At 64.8% G+C, this 16231-nt stretch carries 15 protein-coding genes; 2 read left to right on the top strand and 13 right to left on the bottom strand.

Translation table 11 applies throughout. From position 1 onward, the window contains the following. Nucleotides 1-12: 12 nt before the first annotated feature. The 4 genes from F7R11_RS24145 to F7R11_RS24130 all read right to left on the bottom strand — a co-directional run bounded on the left by F7R11_RS24145 (nucleotide 13) and on the right by F7R11_RS24130 (nucleotide 3799). The gene (locus tag F7R11_RS24145) at nucleotides 13-843 is read right to left on the bottom strand and encodes a CoA-transferase subunit beta (RefSeq protein WP_021197693.1); all 831 of its coding nucleotides are present in this window, start codon (nucleotides 841-843) and stop codon (nucleotides 13-15) included. A 32-nt stretch (nucleotides 844-875) separates the two neighbouring features. Continuing rightward, on the bottom strand, nucleotides 876-1766 hold the full coding sequence (locus F7R11_RS24140; RefSeq protein WP_064807169.1) for a CoA transferase subunit A: 891 nt from the start codon (nucleotides 1764-1766) through the stop codon (nucleotides 876-878). A 4-nt stretch (nucleotides 1767-1770) separates the two neighbouring features. Further along, complete coding sequence (locus F7R11_RS24135; RefSeq protein WP_021197695.1) at nucleotides 1771-2664, bottom strand: VOC family protein; 894 nt, start codon at nucleotides 2662-2664, stop codon at nucleotides 1771-1773. A 244-nt stretch (nucleotides 2665-2908) separates the two neighbouring features. Next, a complete protein-coding gene (locus F7R11_RS24130) occupies nucleotides 2909-3799 on the bottom strand; it encodes a LysR family transcriptional regulator (RefSeq protein ID WP_021197696.1) in 891 nt (296 codons plus the stop codon). Nucleotides 3800-3958: 159 nt separating this feature from the next. Here F7R11_RS24130 and F7R11_RS24125 point away from each other — a divergent pair, with 159 nt between their 5' ends. Continuing rightward, complete coding sequence (locus tag F7R11_RS24125) at nucleotides 3959-4915, top strand: 3-ketosteroid-9-alpha-monooxygenase, oxygenase component (RefSeq protein ID WP_021197697.1); 957 nt, start codon at nucleotides 3959-3961, stop codon at nucleotides 4913-4915. Between the two features lie 76 nt (nucleotides 4916-4991). Here F7R11_RS24125 and F7R11_RS24120 read toward each other — a convergent pair whose 3' ends face one another. The 8 genes from F7R11_RS24120 to F7R11_RS24085 form a co-directional block, all read right to left on the bottom strand. Continuing rightward, entirely contained in the window at nucleotides 4992-5573 is a 582-nt protein-coding gene (locus F7R11_RS24120; protein WP_021197698.1) for an acyltransferase, read from the bottom strand. Nucleotides 5574-5599: 26 nt separating this feature from the next. Continuing rightward, entirely contained in the window at nucleotides 5600-7228 is a 1629-nt protein-coding gene (locus tag F7R11_RS24115; RefSeq protein ID WP_064807172.1) for a FadD3 family acyl-CoA ligase, read from the bottom strand. 1 nt (nucleotide 7229) lies between these two features. Continuing rightward, nucleotides 7230-8285 carry a ferredoxin--NADP reductase gene (locus F7R11_RS24110; protein WP_021197700.1) on the bottom strand — a complete coding sequence of 352 codons (1056 nt, stop codon included), beginning with the start codon at nucleotides 8283-8285 and terminating at the stop codon, nucleotides 7230-7232. An 11-nt stretch (nucleotides 8286-8296) separates the two neighbouring features. Next, on the bottom strand, nucleotides 8297-9064 hold the full coding sequence (locus F7R11_RS24105; protein WP_021197701.1) for a glucose 1-dehydrogenase: 768 nt from the start codon (nucleotides 9062-9064) through the stop codon (nucleotides 8297-8299). A 38-nt stretch (nucleotides 9065-9102) separates the two neighbouring features. Further along, a complete protein-coding gene (locus tag F7R11_RS24100) occupies nucleotides 9103-9621 on the bottom strand; it encodes a flavin reductase family protein (protein WP_021197702.1) in 519 nt (172 codons plus the stop codon). Between the two features lie 68 nt (nucleotides 9622-9689). Continuing rightward, the gene (locus F7R11_RS24095; RefSeq protein WP_021197703.1) at nucleotides 9690-11489 is read right to left on the bottom strand and encodes an FAD-dependent oxidoreductase; all 1800 of its coding nucleotides are present in this window, start codon (nucleotides 11487-11489) and stop codon (nucleotides 9690-9692) included. 17 nt (nucleotides 11490-11506) lie between these two features. Then, nucleotides 11507-12700, bottom strand: a complete 1194-nt coding sequence (locus F7R11_RS24090) for a flavin-dependent monooxygenase (RefSeq protein ID WP_021197704.1) — start codon at nucleotides 12698-12700, stop codon at nucleotides 11507-11509. 119 nt (nucleotides 12701-12819) lie between these two features. Further along, on the bottom strand, nucleotides 12820-13968 hold the full coding sequence (locus F7R11_RS24085) for an LLM class flavin-dependent oxidoreductase (protein ID WP_021197705.1): 1149 nt from the start codon (nucleotides 13966-13968) through the stop codon (nucleotides 12820-12822). 372 nt (nucleotides 13969-14340) lie between these two features. Between F7R11_RS24085 and F7R11_RS24080 the strand changes: the two genes are divergently transcribed. Continuing rightward, entirely contained in the window at nucleotides 14341-14694 is a 354-nt protein-coding gene (locus F7R11_RS24080) for a VOC family protein (protein WP_064807174.1), read from the top strand. Nucleotides 14695-14761: 67 nt separating this feature from the next. Here the strand turns inward: F7R11_RS24080 and F7R11_RS24075 are convergent, their stop codons facing one another. Next, nucleotides 14762-15949: a helix-turn-helix transcriptional regulator gene (locus tag F7R11_RS24075; RefSeq protein WP_021197707.1), complete on the bottom strand. Its 1188-nt coding sequence runs from the start codon at nucleotides 15947-15949 to the stop codon at nucleotides 14762-14764. Nucleotides 15950-16231: the final 282 nt, after the last annotated feature.

Raw genomic sequence — 16231 nt, 5'->3', positions numbered from 1 at the left:
CCGAATGTGGCGTTATGCGGCGGCGGTGGCCTCTTGCGCAGCAGCGCGGCGGCCCGGCGGGTTGTCACGCACGATGGTGGCGCGCTGGTTGTGCGGATCGAGCTTGGCAATCACGGCCAGTTCTTCCGCGCTCGGTGCGGGCGTCTCGGGCAGTGCCTCGTCAGCGGCGTTGGCCAGTGCGAAACCGGTGGCGGCGCGCACCTGCTCCAGGCTCACGCCCGGGTGCAGCGAACGCACGCGGATGGCGTGGTCCGGGCCGGTGAAATCCATCACGCACAGGTCGGTCACGATGATGCGCAGGTCAGCAAAGCTGCGCATGCCTTCGATATGGCGCGCGGGGTTGTAGCCCACGCTGCAGACCATGTCGACCTCGTCCTTCACAAACGTGCGCGTGCTGTGCGCAGACACGAAGAACGAGTTGGCGTGGTTAATGCTGTTGCCGGGGAAGCCGCGCGCGCCCAGCAGCTGCTTTTTCGGCTGCGCATGCGTGCCGCCCAGGCGAGAGATGTTGGCTTGGCCGAAGCGGTCGATCTGCGTGGGCATGACCATCGCGTGCCGGCGCCCGCCCCAAAGGCAGTCGAACACGCGCGAGTAGCCCATCCAGCCGCTGGCGCGCACCTTGAAGCCCGGCTCGCGCCGGCCCAGCGGCACGGGTTGTTCCACCAGATAGGCTTCGCCGTCGGTCATCATCAGACCCGGGTTGTGCAGCAGACGGGACACGCCCGCAGCAATGCGCGGGCCGGCGCCGATGCCGGTGGCCAGGACCTCGCCGTCGTCATTCCAGACGCGGGACGCAGCCGCGATCATCAGTTCGGCAAGAGTGAATTCGTGGTTGACGCTCACAGTGGCTCCTGAATGCGGGTCAAAGGTCGGTGTCAAAGGACGGGCAGCGGCAGGCCCAGCACGTGGCCGGTGCCGCCGATCTTGGCGAGGTAATCGACTTCGCTGTTCCCGATCACGTCCTGGCGATAGGCTGCGAAGCCTGCGTCCTGGTCTGCACTGGCGCAGTACGTTTTCAGGTGCGGCACATCAAAGCCGTATTGCGGCCCGCACGACGTCGGGTGCGCGCCGGCAGGTGCATGCACCACACCGGTCACCAGCGAGCGTTCGAACGGGTTGTTGCGGGCGCGGACGAGGTCTTCTTCCTCCAGCGATGGGGTCAGCGTTTCGCAGCTGACGTAGCACTGCTTGGCGGCCCGCGCGAACCATTCGTCGAAGAACGGGTCCGGGCCGTCGATGCGCGTGTTGCCCTTCACGTCGCTTTCGTTGACGTGCAGCAGCGCGACATCTAGCGGAATGGCCGGCATGGCCAGAAGCACCTCGCCATCGTCATACGGCGAGCGCACAGTCTTGAGGTGCGGGCTGTGCGTGAGCAGGTCGGTGCCCAAGCCGACGCGCGTCGGCAGGAACGGCAGGCGTGCGGCTGCGGCACGCAGGCCCAGTTGCAGCATGCCTTCATCGACTTCCCACACGTTAATCGCGCCGCTCTCGCGGGCATTGCGGAAATGCGGCTCCAGCGGAATCACGTCGAGCGACACGAAACCGTAGATCACCTTGCGCACCTTTCCGGCAGCACACAGCATGCCGACGTCCGGGCCACCGTAGGCCACGATGGTCAGGTCCTTCAGCGGCGAGCGCAGGATTTCGCGCACCAGTGCCATCGGCTTGCGGCGCGGGCCCCAGCCACCAATGCCGATCGTCATGCCATCGGTCAGCCGCGCCACAACGTCGGCGGGGCTCATGCTTTTGTCGAGTGTCTTGATCATGGAATTAGCGACGTCCAATGCTGAAATCGTGGCCCCACAGGCTGACCCGTGTGGCTTCGTAGGCGTTGTGTTGGTGCCAGTCGACCTCCAGGCCGCCAAAGCCGTATTCGAGGTCGAAGCCGCCCGGCGTGCGCATGTAGAACGAGATCATGCGGTCGTTGCAGTGCTGGCCGAGCGTGGCCGACATGGGTGTGCCGTGCTGCTGCGCACGATCGAGTGCGCGGCCCACTTCGGTCATGTCCGGCACTTCGGCCATGACGTGCACGCAGCCCGACGGAATTGCCATCTCGAAGATCGCGAGGCTGTGGTGGCGTGCGTTGCCGCAATGCAGGAAGTGGATGCGCTTCTCGGGTTCCGCCGGGTCCGGCGTGAAGCGCACCCGGTAGATATCGGACAGGCCGAAGCCCATCACATCGCGCAGGAAGGCGTTGGTCTCGTCAAAGGCCGCTGCAGGCAGCACGGCGTGGCCCAGGCCCATCGGGTCGGTAATGAAGCGCGGTACGCCCACCGGTGAGACAAAGCGCGCGAAATCTGCGCGCGGCCCCCAGTAGATTTCATGCCGGTTGCCGGACGGATCGCGAAACCATGCGGCCGCCTGCACGCGGCGCTGCGCCAGCTCTTCGGCGTTGGCCTGTACCACTTCGACCTTGGCTTCGCGCAGCGCTTGCAGCGCCTGCTGGAACGCGGCCTCGTCGGCCAGCTCCCAGCCCGATGCGCCGTAGCGGTCTTCCTTTCCGGGGACGATCAGATAGCGAAAATCGCGCTCGTCCATCTTGATGTAGAGCGCTTCGCCTGGCGCCTGGGTGCAGGCCATGCCGAGCACCTGCTCGGCATAACGGCGCCATTGTTCAATGTCAGTGGACTCGACGACGATATAGCCGAGCGCGCGAATATCCATCTTGCTGTCTCCTGGCAAAACTGGTTCTTCACCTGCCGCTTGCTGTACGTCACGCAATGCGGCTTCGATGGAGCCATTGTTCGGCTGGAGACGGCTTCCTACATCGTCTATTGGGACTACGCGAGCGCTCCGGGAAACGCCAGGAAAGCCGGTGCGCGCCGCCCCGGCCGGTTCACGCGTGACTGCGCTTGGCGCCGCCGCAGTCTCAAGACGATGCTCTGGCCGGCGTCACGCAGCACCTGAATCATTCCCCCAGGCAATCCGCGCCCGCCAGCTTGCTTCGAATCCGCTGCGCGAGAAACATCCACGCCGCCTGTTGCGCGGCATTGCGCTCGGTGCTTCGGTGGGAGGTCAGCCAGAGGGCGAGATAGTGCTTCTCGGCATGCGGAAACACACGCACCAGCTCCGGTTCGCGGTCCGCCAACATGCACCATAGCGGCGCGACACCGCCGCCTGATAGAACCGCGCGCTTGAGCGCATCCCAAGAATTGACCTTGGTGCTCACGTGCGCATCCAGGGGGGCGTATTCGATCATCCAGTCAGCAAACGCCTTGGGAATGTCCTCGCTCCACCCCACCCAGATGTCGGACGCACGCGGCTCGTTGTTGCTGGCGGAGTACACCGCGATCTCTGCGGTACCAAGCAGCATGCTGTTGAGGCGGTGCGGCGCCTCGTGCGATACACCAATGCCGAAGTCTGCTCGATGCTCGCTAACGGCGATCATTGGATCGCTGACCTGGTTCACCTCCATGATCACCAACGGGTGACGTTGGCGGAATGCCACGATGTCTTCGATGAACGCGTCTCCGAGCGAAGCCGATACCGCCAGCCGCACCGTCCCCGCGATACCGCCGTGAGTGGGTTGCCGTATTGCGGCGAGTACGCCGGTCACTTCCTCCATGCGGGCCGCGACGGCAAGCACGGAGCGGCCGGTTGCCGTGAGGTGGAAGCCGTGGTCGTTGGGAACCAAGAGTGCACACCCCATGGTGCGTTCCAGAACGCCCACCCGGCGGCTCACGGTTGTCCTGTCGACACCGAGCGCTCTACCGGCCGCCAGATACGAGCCCGTCTTCGCCACGGCGAGAAAGTAGCGAAGATCGTCCCATTTGATCGCGGCGCGTGTGCGTTTTTGCATGACCGATGTGCAAACAAACTCATTTTCTCCAGAGGAAGCGATTCCTACACTAGCCCCCGCTGCAGGTGAATCCGTCCTTGCCCCATGAGCGAGCACAGCATGGGCTTGGCTTCTTATGCATAGACGCGCACGGCTGTCCGAAGCGCACAGGAGGAACGTATGTCAGACGATGTTTTTGCAGGTCAATATCCGAGGGGATGGTTTGCAGTGCTCTTTTCCGACGAAATCAAGCAAGGCGAGGTCAAATCGCTCAGCTATTTCGGTCGCGAATTCGTCGCGTTCCGTGGCGAAAACGGCGAGGTTGCGATCCTGGATGCGTTCTGCCCGCATCTCGGCGCGCACCTGGGCGACGGTCGATGTCAGGGCAACACCATCGTCTGCCCCTTCCACGCGTGGGCGTTCTCTCAAACCGGCCAGTGTGTCGACGTTCCTTATGCCAGCCGCATTCCGATCAAGGCACGCGAAGGGGCACTGGCCACCCACATCGTTCGCGAGGTGAATGAGATCGTTCATATGTGGTTCGATCCGGCCGGCGGCCCGCCCAACTGGGAACTTCCCGTCGACGCGAGCATGAACGGCGCGCCTGGCTGGACGCGCTGGTATTTCAAACGCTGGCGTGTGCGCACGCAGGGCAAGGAAATCATCGAGAACCTTGTGGATACACCGCATTTCACCTATGTGCATGGAGCCCCCATCGAAGACATTACAGTGCATTTCGATGGCCATATCGCATCACAGCGCTCCACCATCGGCGGCCACCCGACGCTGGGCCACAAGCTCACCACCGAGGCCACCTACTATGGTCCGGCCGTGCAGCACGTCACGATGGAAGGCACCTATGCCAGCAAGCAAGTGAACATCCACACCCCGGTCGACACGGAGCATGTCGATGTTTGCTACGGCATCAAGATCAAGCGAGACCCAGCGCTGCCTGATACCGATGCCATTGCACAGGAATACGCCCACTCGGCGCACGAGGCCTTCGATCAGGACGTCGTCATCTGGCAACGCAAGATCTATCGGCCATCGCCGCTGCTCTGCGATGGCGATGGGCCGCTGTTCCAATTGCGCGACTGGTACCGTCAATTCTTTGAGGGCGGCAGACAATGCGCCTGACAACGCAACCCTAAGGCCCTCTGCCACCGCAGAGGGCTCGTGTAGCGGCCGCACCCGTGAACACGACGTCCGCCAATCAATCCTGCGCTTCGTCGTCGGCACCACGCTGGCGGGCCGACTCGCTGCGCAGCGGTTCGACAAGGCGCATGCCAGCCAGCGACCGGCGCGCAAGCTCCTGATACATGCGCGTGCCGGCCGACTTTCTTGCGATGTCTTCCGGGCTCAGTGTGCGGACCACGCGCGCAGGCATGCCTGCCACCAGCGTTCCTGGCGGAACGGCCATGCCGGCCTTGACGAACGCGCCGGCAGCGACCATGGCATCGGCACCCACCACGGCGCCGTCCATGATGATCGAGTTCATGCCGATCAGGGCATTGCGCCCCACGCGGCAACCGTGCAGGACAGCGCCGTGGCCGACGTGCCCGTCCTCTTCGACCAGGACTTCGACGCCCGGATACGAATGCGCGACACAGGTGTCCTGAATGTTCGCGCCACGCTCCAGCCGGATGCGGCCGAAATCGCCGCGCAAACACGCGCAGGGGCCGACATAGCAGTCCGGCCCCACGATCACATCACCGATCAGAACGGCATCCGGATGCACGAAAGCATCCGGATGCACGACGGGCGTGATCCCGTCGAGTGTATAGACTTTCACCATGGGCGGTCACGCCTCTCCGCGCGGGTTCAGGACTCGCGCAAGCGGTACTTGAGGATCTTGCCCGACGCGCTGATCGGCAGCGTCTGCACGAAGGCGATCTCGCGGGGCACCTTGTAGTTGGACATGCAGCGCCGCGCCCAGCCGATCAGGTCGTCCGCAGTGAGGCGGGCGCCATGGCGCAGGACGACATAGGCCTTGCCCACCTCGCCCAGCCGATCGTGCGGCATCCCGACCACGGCGCACTGCGCGATGGCCGGGTGCGAGGCCAGCAGCTTCTCGATCTCCGCCGGATAGCAGTTGAAGCCCCCGACGATGAACATGTCCTTGATGCGATCCGTAATGCGCAGATAGCCGCGGCTATCCAGCACGCCAATGTCGCCCGTATGCAGCCAGCCATCGGCATCGATGGTCGCGGCCGTGGCATCGGCCTGGTTGAAGTAGCTGCGCATGACGTTGTAGCCGCGCACCAGCACTTCGCCCGGCTCATCGGGCGGCACGGGTTGGCCTTGGGCATCTACGCAGCGCAGTTCGACGCCGGGCATGGCGCAGCCGGAGGTCAGCGCCACGGTTTCGGCGCTGTCGCCGGTGCGGGTGAGCGTGGCAAAGCCGCACGATTCCGTCAGGCCGTAGCCGGTGTGAATGTCACGCAAGCCCAGCTCGGTGCGCATGCGCTCGATCAGCACAGGCGGGATCGCCGATGCCCCGGTCACGGCCATGCGCAGTGACGACAGATCGAACTCGCGCAGGCGCGGGCTGTTCAGCAGCGATTGATACAGCGTCGGTGGCCCGGGCAGCACGGTCACGCGTTCGTTCTCGATGCGCGTCATCACCGCATCGGCGTCGAACACCAGGTGGGGCAGGATGGTAGCGCCGCGCGTGAGCGCCGCGAGCCAGCCGGCCTTGTAGCCGAATGTGTGGAAGAAGGGGTTGACGATCAGGTAGCGGTCGCCGGTCTCCAGGCCCGTGATATACGCCCAGCCATCAACCGCGCGCAGGTTCTGCGATTGCGATGTCATCACGCCCTTCGGGCGGCCGGTCGTGCCTGAGGTGAACATGATGTCCATCACGGTTTCACCGGTCACGCGCTGCTCGCAGGCGCGGAATTGTGCATCGTCCACCTTGCCGGCCAGCGCAAGGAAATCCGCCCACAGCAGTTCTCCGTCGACCGTGGGCCGCTCCGCACGCGGGCGCAGCACCACCACGTGCTCAAGGCTGGCCGGCTTGTGCGGCGCCAGGAGTTCCGGATAGGTCTCGCCGAGGAAGTGGTCGATGCAGAAAAGCACGCGGGCGCCGCTATCGGCCAGCGTGGCCGCCACCTCCAACCCCTTCATGCGGGTGTTGATCGGCACCAGCACCGCACCAATGCTTTGCGTGGCCAGCGTGGTCAGAATCCATTCGGACAGGTTCGGCGCCCACACGGCCACGCGGTCGCCGGGTTCGACCCCCAGCCCGAGCAACGCCTTTGCGACTTCGACACGCTGCACATTGAGCGCGGCGTAGGTGAGTCGCAAGCCATCCTCCTGGATGGCCACGCGTTGGTCGTACTGCTTGGCGGCACGGCAGAGCAGCTCGGGAATGGTGACCGCGGGCTGCGCGCGCTCCAGCTCGGAATCGCGCGTCGTGGCGGCGCTTTCGATGGTGTCGGAAGTGATCATGTCAGTCCGGGAATTTCAGGTGAACTTCATCGCCGACAGGCACGGCCTGGCAGGCCAGCGTCCAGCCGGCCTCCAGGTCGGCCGCATCCAGTACATGGTTTTCGCCCAGCCTGACGCTGCCGCCTTCGACGCGGCACATGCACGCCCCGCACAAACCGGTGCGGCACGAATTGGGGGCCGCAATATCGGCGCGCAGCAGGGCATCGAGCACGGTTTCACCGGCCTGGGCGGTGACGCGATGCGCGGTGCCGTCCAGCTCCACCGTCATCGGCACCGGCCCACACGGGGCCAAGGCTTCGGCCTCCGGCGCCGCCGTCGACGCACGTGGCGCTTCGGCTGGAGGCTGTGCGGGCGCGGCGCCAAACCGCTCCAGATGGATGTTGCCCGGCGGCACGCCAAGCGCCTGCAGCGCCGCCTGTGCGCAGTCCATGAACGGCGCGGGCCCGCAGATGAAGCAATCGGCCAGGCTCCACGGACGCACCAGCTCTTCCAGCTGACGCGACGAAGGCGGCCCCAGCACGCTGTCGAGCCAGTGGATCACGCGCAACCGCCCCGGGTGCTGCGCTGCCAATTCGCGCAGCGCATCGCGGAAGATGATGGCGTTCTCGTCGCGATTGGCGTACACGAGCGTGATGTTGCCGCGGCCATGGCGCAGCGCGGCTTTGGCGATGGACAGCACCGGCGTGATGCCGCTGCCGCCAGCCAGGAGCAGGAAGTCGCCATGCAGCGCGCGCGGCGTGAATACACCCGCCGGCGGCATGACCTCGATCGTGTCACCCGCGCCAAGGTGATCGCAGATCCAGTTCGAGACTTGTCCGCTACGCACGCGCTTGATGGTCACGCGCAGCGCATCGTCCACCTCGGGTGTGCTGGAAAGCGAATAGCAGCGCTGCTGCGCGGCACCGTTGACGGGCACCCTGAGCGTCAGAAACTGGCCCGGCCGGTAGGCGAATACGTCGCGCAGCGATTCGGGCAGATCGAACACCAGCGACCGTGCATCGTCGGTTTCGGCCACGACCTCGGCAATCTGCAGCCGATGAAATTGCGGTAGCACCATGATGACTCGCTTCAGGCCAAGCCCATGATGGTTTGCGCATTGTCGATGCGCAGTTCGGCGCCATTGATGAAGCGCGACTCGTCGGACGCCAGGAACAGCACGAGATTGGCAATGTCGCGCGGGTCCGCCATCCGTTGCAGGGCGGCTTGCCTGCGTGCGGAATCTTCCGCGCTTGCGCTGGCCGCCGGCGGCAGCAGTGCCTCCGTCATCGGCGTCAGGATGCCGTCCGGATGCACCGAGTTACAGCGGATCCTGTAGCCCTGCTGCTTGCAGTGGGCCGCCACGCTGCGCGTGAGTGCCGCCACCGCACCCTTGCTGGCGCTGTAGGCACAGAAATGCGCCATGCCACCCAGCGCTGCCACCGACGACATATTGATGATCGTGCCGCCGCCCGCCCTCATGGCCGCCACGCCGTATTTGCAGCCGAGGAAATAGCCATCGGCATTCACGCGCATGATGCGTTGCCACAGGTCGAGCGTGGTGTCTTCCACCGTGCCCAGGGCGAGGATGCCGGCGTTGTTGACCAGCACGTCCGGCGCACCGAAACGCGCTTGCGTCGTGGCCATCACGCGTTCCCAATCCGCCTCGCTGCTGATGTCGTGCTTCACGAAGACGGCGGCATCGCCAATCTCGCGTGCCACGGCATTTCCGCTGTCTTCATCGCGGTCGGTCAACACCACGCGTGCGCCGTGGCGCGCCAGCAGCAGCGCGTCTTCCTTGCCCACGCCGCTGGCGGCGCCAGTCACGATGGCAATCTTGCCTTCAACACGATGGCTCATAGTTTTACCCCTTCCTTCCTGCCAATTTCCTGCGGGCTTCAGACCGCGCACATGCCCATCAGCGGTGCCGACTTGGAATACTGGCCGTCCACATACACCAGCGGTGCCACTTCGCCCGACAGGCGCACTTCACGCAGCCGGCCGATGAAGACGGCATGCGTGCCGTAGTCGAAGCGCCCGTCCTGCTCGCAGATCAGGGCCGCCTGCGCATCGCGCAGATAAGGCACGTTCTGCGGATCGGCATCCCACTCGGCGGTCGTGAAGCGGTCTTCGCCCTTGAGGCGGCCGCTGCAATCCACCGCGATCTCGCGGTGGTCAACCGCCAGCAGGTTCACGCAGAAATCCACGCCCGCATCCAGCGGCGGATAGATCGACGAATTGCGGTTGATGCAGATCAGCAGCGAAGGCGGATCAGCCGACAGGGAATCGACTGCCGTCACCGACATCGAATAGCGCCGCTCGCTGTCGCGGCAACTCACAACCGCGACCGAACGGGCCATGCGCCGCATGGCCGACAACATGTCTTCGCGCAGCTTGGTGGAAATGTCTTGGCTCATGATGCGTCTCCATGTACAAGGGCGCCGCCACTGCGTGCCCCAAAAAAACGTGTCCTGCGTTCGTCTTCCTACGCCGCTGCCGTCGCTCGCTCAGGCTCTTGGCTGCGGACAGCAACTTCGCTGGCCAGCGTGTCCGCCGCGATGAAACCGAACGTCATGGCCGGCCCGATCGTCGAACCCGCGCCCGGATAGCTCGTCCCCATCACCGAAGCGCTGGTATTGCCGATGGCAAACAAGCCCTCGATGCACGAGCCGTCCTCGCGCAGCACGCGGGCACGCTCGTCCGTCAGCAAACCGCCCTTGGTGCCGATGTCGCCGGCGTCGATCCGCACGGCGTAGAACGGCGCGCGGTCGATCGGCGCGAGGCAGGGGTTGGGTTTCGTGCTCGGGTCGCCGTAGTAGGTGTCGAACACGTTGTCGCCCTTGCCAAACTCGGTATCCACGCCGGTTGCCGCATACTCGTTCATGCGGGCCGCGGTGGTAGCCAGGCCGGCACCGTCGATGCCCGTCTTGGCGGCGAGCGCTTCCAGGGTGTCGGCGCGCACCAGCAGGCTGCGGAACGCTGCGGGAATGCGGTGATCCGGCATGACCGAGCCCGGCAAGATCGGCCCGCACGCAAACTTGTGCCGAAAGGTCGCGTCGAACACCATCCAGGCCGGCACGCTGCAGCCGGTCCGTTCGTGATCCCGGTACATGGCCGGCACGAATTCGGAATACGGCGCGGCTTCGTTGACGAAGCGCCGCCCCTTGCCATTGACCACCATGCAGCCAGGTGCGGCACGCTCGATGAAGATCGCGCGCTGTTTCTCTTCGCCCACCACGTGCACGGTCGGCGCGCCCCACACGTGCGACATCAGATCGAGCGCAGCGCCAAGACGCTGTGCGGCGCGAATCGCGTCACCGGTGTTGTTGGGCGGCGTGGCACTCCATTCGGCCTGGGTCGGGCGCGGCAGATACTGCTCGCGCATGGCCTGATTGCGCTCGAAACCGCCTGCGGCAAGAATCACGCCGCGCCGGGCACGCACGCTCAGGGGACGCCCTTCGCGCGTGGCTTCCACGCCGGCAACACGCTGGCCCTTCGGGCCGTCTTCCACTATCAGATCGTTCAGCGCCGTGTCGAGCCAGAGCGGAATCTTGCGTTCGAGCATGGCGTGGCGCAGCCCGCCCGCGAGCGCGTTGCCCAGCGTCAGCCGCTTGTCGCGCGGCGTCTTGTGCCGCCAGCCCAGGTCGAGCCAGTAGCGCGCAAACTGCCGCACCGTCACGCCAAGCCAGCCGCGCGAACGCGTCCACATGGTATGGGCCTCGGCTGACGTCACCGCCACGCGGCCGCCAACCAGCGTGCCGGGCGATGGCGGCCGCAGGCGTTTGAACTCGTCACCCAGCGCGGCGCCGTCGAACGGCATCGGGTCCAGCGCGCGATAGCCCGGCATGGCGCCCGGCAGACGCTGGAAGTAGTCGGCATAGCGCGGCAGCGAGTAGTAACGCACGCGCGTGCGCTCTTCCAGATAGCGCAACATGCGCGGCGCCTGCTCAAGATAGGCGCGCAAACGTTGCGGTGACGACAGCCCCTGCGTGCAGGCCTCAAGGTAGGTGAGCGCCGCATCGTAGCTATCCTTACCGCCCGCCTCTTCAATGTGGTGGTTGAGCGGGATCCAGATGCCGCCGCCTGACACCGCAGTGGTGCCGCCGTATTGGCCGCTCTTCTCCAGCACCACCACCGACAGCCCTTGATCTGCCGCGCGGCACGCAGCCAGCATGCCACCCCCACCCGAGCCAACCACCACCACGTCGAACTCCACAATCTGGGCCGCCTGCGCCTGCCCAGAAGTCTGCCCGAATGCCTGTGCCCCGCTCTTGCTCTCGCTCATGCTCCGCTCCTTCCGCCTCAGATGAAGAAGTCGGTGTTGGTGCGACCCATCATCACGCCGCCAAAGTTCTGGCCGAAGCGATCGACATTGTTCGCGTAGTGCCCGCGTGCGGCGTGCAGGTCCAGGAAGCGGCGGACCAGCGGATTCGTGTTGTAGATACCGTTGCCGCCGGAATAGCGCAGCAGGCCGTTGGCCAGCCGGGCGCAGCGCTCCGCCACCTGCGAAGACTGGTAGCGGAAATGCAGCCGGCGCTCGAGCTCGATCTGCTTGCCGCTCTTGGCAGCTTCCATCAGTTCGTTGAAATTGCGCTGCAGGATGATGCGCATCTCGTCGATGCCCACGGCGGCTTCGGCACAGGCCAGTTGCGCGCCGCCATCATCGGCCGTCTTGCCGCCACTGTTGGCACTGACGCGCCCGTTCGCAAAGCCGAGGAAGTCTTCCAGCCCCCCCTCCAGCGCGCCGATGCAGGCCGTGCACACTGCGCGCACGAAAATCTGCGCGAACGGCAGGCGATACAGCGGCGAATCGTTCAACGCCAGCCCGGGGCTGGTACCCATGGCGCCATCGGTGGCGCGGTGCGTGCGGTAGTCGGGCACGAACACATCATCGACGATGATGTCGTGGCTGCCGGTGCCGCGCAGGCCCATCACGTCCCAGTTGCGGGCGATGGTGTAGTCCGCGCGCGGCAGCAGGAAGGTGCGGTACTCCGGCGGGTTACCCGGCGCAGACGGCGGCACCAGACCGCCGAGGAAGATCCAGTCGCACAGCTCGCTGCCGCTGGAGAACTTCCAATGCCCCGACACGCGGAAACCACCTTCGACCGTGGTGACCTTGGCCACCGGCATATAGGACGAGGCAATCAGCGTGGCGGGATCCTCGCCCCAGACTTCCTGCTGGGCACGCGCGTCAAACAGCGCCAGCTGCCAGTTGTGTACCCCGATCACGCCATACACCCAGGCGGTGGACATGCAGCCCTTGGCCAGGGCCATCTGGATGTCGAAGAAGGTCTGCGGGTCCAGCTCATAGCCGCCATAGCGGCGCGGCTGCAGGACCTTGAAGAAACCCGCGGCCTGCATGTCGGCCACGGTTTGCTCGGGAACGCGCGCGCCCTGCTCGGCTTGCTCCGCGCGTTGCGCCAGGGTAGGCGCCAGGGCGTGAGCGCGCGCGATCAGTTCTGCAGCCAGGGTCTGGGAATCGAAGTCTCGGTGCACCGCTTGTCTCCTCTTGCCGATGCCTGCGTCGGCATTTCGTATCGTGGCTTGATGCTCGCACTGCAACCGCCGGCTGCCATCGTCTGAGGGGACTAGGCAGCCGGCGGCCGGCAGGCATGTCAGGCAATGCGCAGCGCCTGGCCTTGCTTGCGGAAGTGCGGAATGACGTGCTCGCCGATGTTGCGGATCGTTTCGAGGATCACGTCGTGCGGGATGCCGCCCATCTGGAAAAGGAAGAGGATCTCGTCTGCGCCGGCGTCTAGCAGTCGCTGGACATAGCGGATGCAGTCTTCCGGCGTGCCGTAGGCATCCTGAGCGACGGTGTAGTTGCTGAGGTGCTCGTCGCCGATGGGGATGTGCTCTTCCGACAGGTAGGCCACGACCTTTTCCTTGTCCTTGGCCAGCAGCGCTTCCTGGTCTTCGGCCGAGAGATGCTCGTCGACCGTCGGTGCTGGGCCGCCCTGATACCAATAGGCGATCGACTCCGCGAAGAATCGCTGGCCGCGCAGACCGATCTTGCGTGCCTTCCCGCGATCGTCGAGCACCGTTGCCGCGCACAGGGCTGCAAGATGCTCGGTCGGACGGAAACCGACCTGATTCTCCGCTTTCCGGTTGCGGAAAGCCTCGCGGTAGATGGCGTTCTTCTTGGCGATCTCGTCCGGGCCCGAGAAGCCCAGCACCAGCGCGCCAATGCCGCTCTCGCCAGCCGTCACCAGCGTATGTTCGCGGGTGCAAGCCATGTAGAGCGGGGGATGCGGTTGCTGCAGCGGGCTCGGATGGATCGGGCGGCTCGGGATCTTGATGTACTTGCCGTCATGCTCGACGTGCCCGTCCTTCAGGATCTTCGGGATCAGGTGCATGCTTTCTTCGATCATCGGCTGCAGCTCGGCGAGGTCGTAGCCGAAGGTGCCTGCCTCCTGTTGCGTACCGCCCTTGCCCATGCCGAAATGCACGCGGCCGCCCGACAAGATGTCCAGCGTCGCAATCCGTTCCGCCACCTTGACCGGATGGTTCATTGCCGGCGGCAGGCACACCACGCCATGACCGATCCCGAGGCGGGTGGTCTTGCCGGCGAGGAAAGCGAGGAACGTCTCGGGCGCCGACATATGCGCATACTGCGTCAGCGCGGTGTGCTCCACCGCCCAGACATTGTCGAAGCCCACCTGCTCAGCAAGTAGCGACTGCTCGATGATCTCGTTGAAAACGCGCGCTTCGTTCTTGCGCGACGTGTCGACCATCTGAGCTTCGTAGATGATGGAGAATTTCATGTGGAATCATTCCAATTGGGCTGAATTGAACGGAATATCGCGGAATCAACCGCACGGGATACGCCGGTCGTCGTCTGTGGCGTCGCACCATGTGGCGCCAGCGGCGGCGTGGTGACTTTGGCCCGCGTGTATGCAGTGTCATCGGGCGACAGGCTCGCAACATCGTCTGATTGGATTATGCGAAGCGGCGTGCGGTCCCTAAGATGTGCCGTGGTGCGCCGACGCACGGGCCGCTCAGCGGTATAAGCCGTGCACGGCGCACCGCCTTCGCATACGCGTCATCACCCGGCCGCCACGCGCGCGGCATCGCGGGCAGGCGCGCGTGCCTCGTCATTGCGGCGCTCGTGCGCCTTATCCGTGGGGAAGACTCAAATGCAGTGCAAGCTTCTGCTGTATCCGGTTGACGGCGTCTCGGCCGCGTTGCCGTTCTTTGAGCAGGGCCTGGGGCTCGCCGTGAAGTTCAGGGACGGCGAACGCTATTGCGCGCTGGATGCCGGTCCGCTGACGATCGCGCTCGTGGCCGGCGGCGAGCGGCTGCATGCTCAGCCCGCGCCGGCCTTTGCGGTGGTGCCTGGTGAGGACATTCGCGAGGCGCTAGATCGCTTGCTCGCGCAAGGCGCGCAATTGGCCGAGCCGTTGACGCAGGGGCCGCACGAGTGGCGTGCTGTGGTGACCACACCGCAAGGTTTCCCGCTGGTGGTCAGCGCCAAGCTGGACAACAAGTAACGGCGCAAAGAAACAGGCCCTAGGCACGTCATGCCTGGGGCCCGTCGGGAAGGGTGAAGAAGGAACGCTAGCCCAGCGACACCACGCTGCTCAGCAGCATGCGCACCAGCGTCGCTTGCCGGGTCACGCCGGTCTTGGCGAAGATCGCCCGCAGATGAGCACGCGCCGTATTCTTGGCAATGCAAAGTTCATCGGCGGCCTCTTCGAGCGTGAGACCATCTGCCAGCTGCAGCGCGAGCTGCGTTTCGGCCGGCGTGAAATCGAACAGCTTGCGCACGACCTCTTGCGAGGCCTGCGACTTGCGCTCCGGATCGCGAATGAAGATCACGCAGGCCGGCCGGTGCTTGCTGTCCTCCGACCACTCGCCCAACGGAATCGAGCGGATCAGCACGCCAAAGCGCGCCTTGCCCGAAGGCCGCGTGATTGACATCGCCTCCACCACCGGCAGCGCGGTGCTGCAGTAGCCGGAGACGGCCTCGCGCAAAACGCGCTGGAAGCGCCGGTTCTCCTGAGCGTAGTTCACCTCAAGCGCACCCTTGACCAGGCTGATACCGTCCTTTTCGGCGAGGATTTCATCGGCCGCCGAGTTGGTGCGCATGATGGCACCGTTCTGGTCGAGGATCGCCATACCCACCAGCATGCGGTCGATGGCCGAGGCATAGAGCGTGCGCTCCGTCTCCACCACATCCATGCGCGAATGCAGATCCACGGCGCGCCGCAGATGCGGCACGATCATGCTGCAGAAGGCCTTGTCTTCGGCGCTGAAGTCGGGGCCGTCATGTCCGCGGCAGACGCGGAAGCGGCATTCTGCACCGTCGTCGGTCGTGATGTCGGCACCGAGGATGTAGCGCACGTCAGACGCCTTGAGGAACTGCTGGTAGAACTCGCTGTTGCACCAATGGCTTCCGCCAAGGTGCTCATCAATCGTGACTAGGCGATCCGTCGGCAATCCGATGAAGGGGTCGAGCGCGTAGTAGTAGCTGTTGTAAATCGCGTCGCCCTCCATCGTGGAAAAACCCTGGGGAGAAGCATGAACCGCCAGCGAGAGCCGATCGGCTCCCGGCGCACGCAGGATCAGCGATACAAAATTCGCGCACAGATGCGTGCGGATCAGCTCAAGGGCACGGCTCCATGGCACCGGGTCCATGGCCCCCTGATAGACCGAACCCAGCAATGCACCAAACTCCGTCAGGGATAACGGTACAGACTGGGCACGTACGTTCCCCCCTTCGGTCTGGGTGGCCTCCATCAACATACTTGTCGTCTCCAATGCTCGCGCCCTGCTGCGTGGCGAGGCGTCGTTTTTTCCGGGGCACACTCCCCATTTTTGGTCGGGCAATTATAGGAGTCGTACGGGTCTGAGCTAGTACCGGAAAGCTAGTGGTTTGCCCGAATCTTCACCACTCCAATACCCGAACTTTTCACCCTTGGAACGTATGCATGCTCGGGGTATGACCCGACCTTAATGTGGTCCAGCCCAGAGGCCCTCACCTCGTTCAAATGGACGATGTCCGGCATGTAGTCACCCGATAGAAAG

The sequence above is a fragment of the Ralstonia insidiosa genome (assembly GCF_008801405.1).
GTDB classification, from domain to species: Bacteria; Pseudomonadota; Gammaproteobacteria; order Burkholderiales; family Burkholderiaceae; genus Ralstonia; species Ralstonia insidiosa.
Note: the sequence above shows the minus strand (reverse complement) of the source record. Positions and strands in the feature narration are given on the sequence as shown.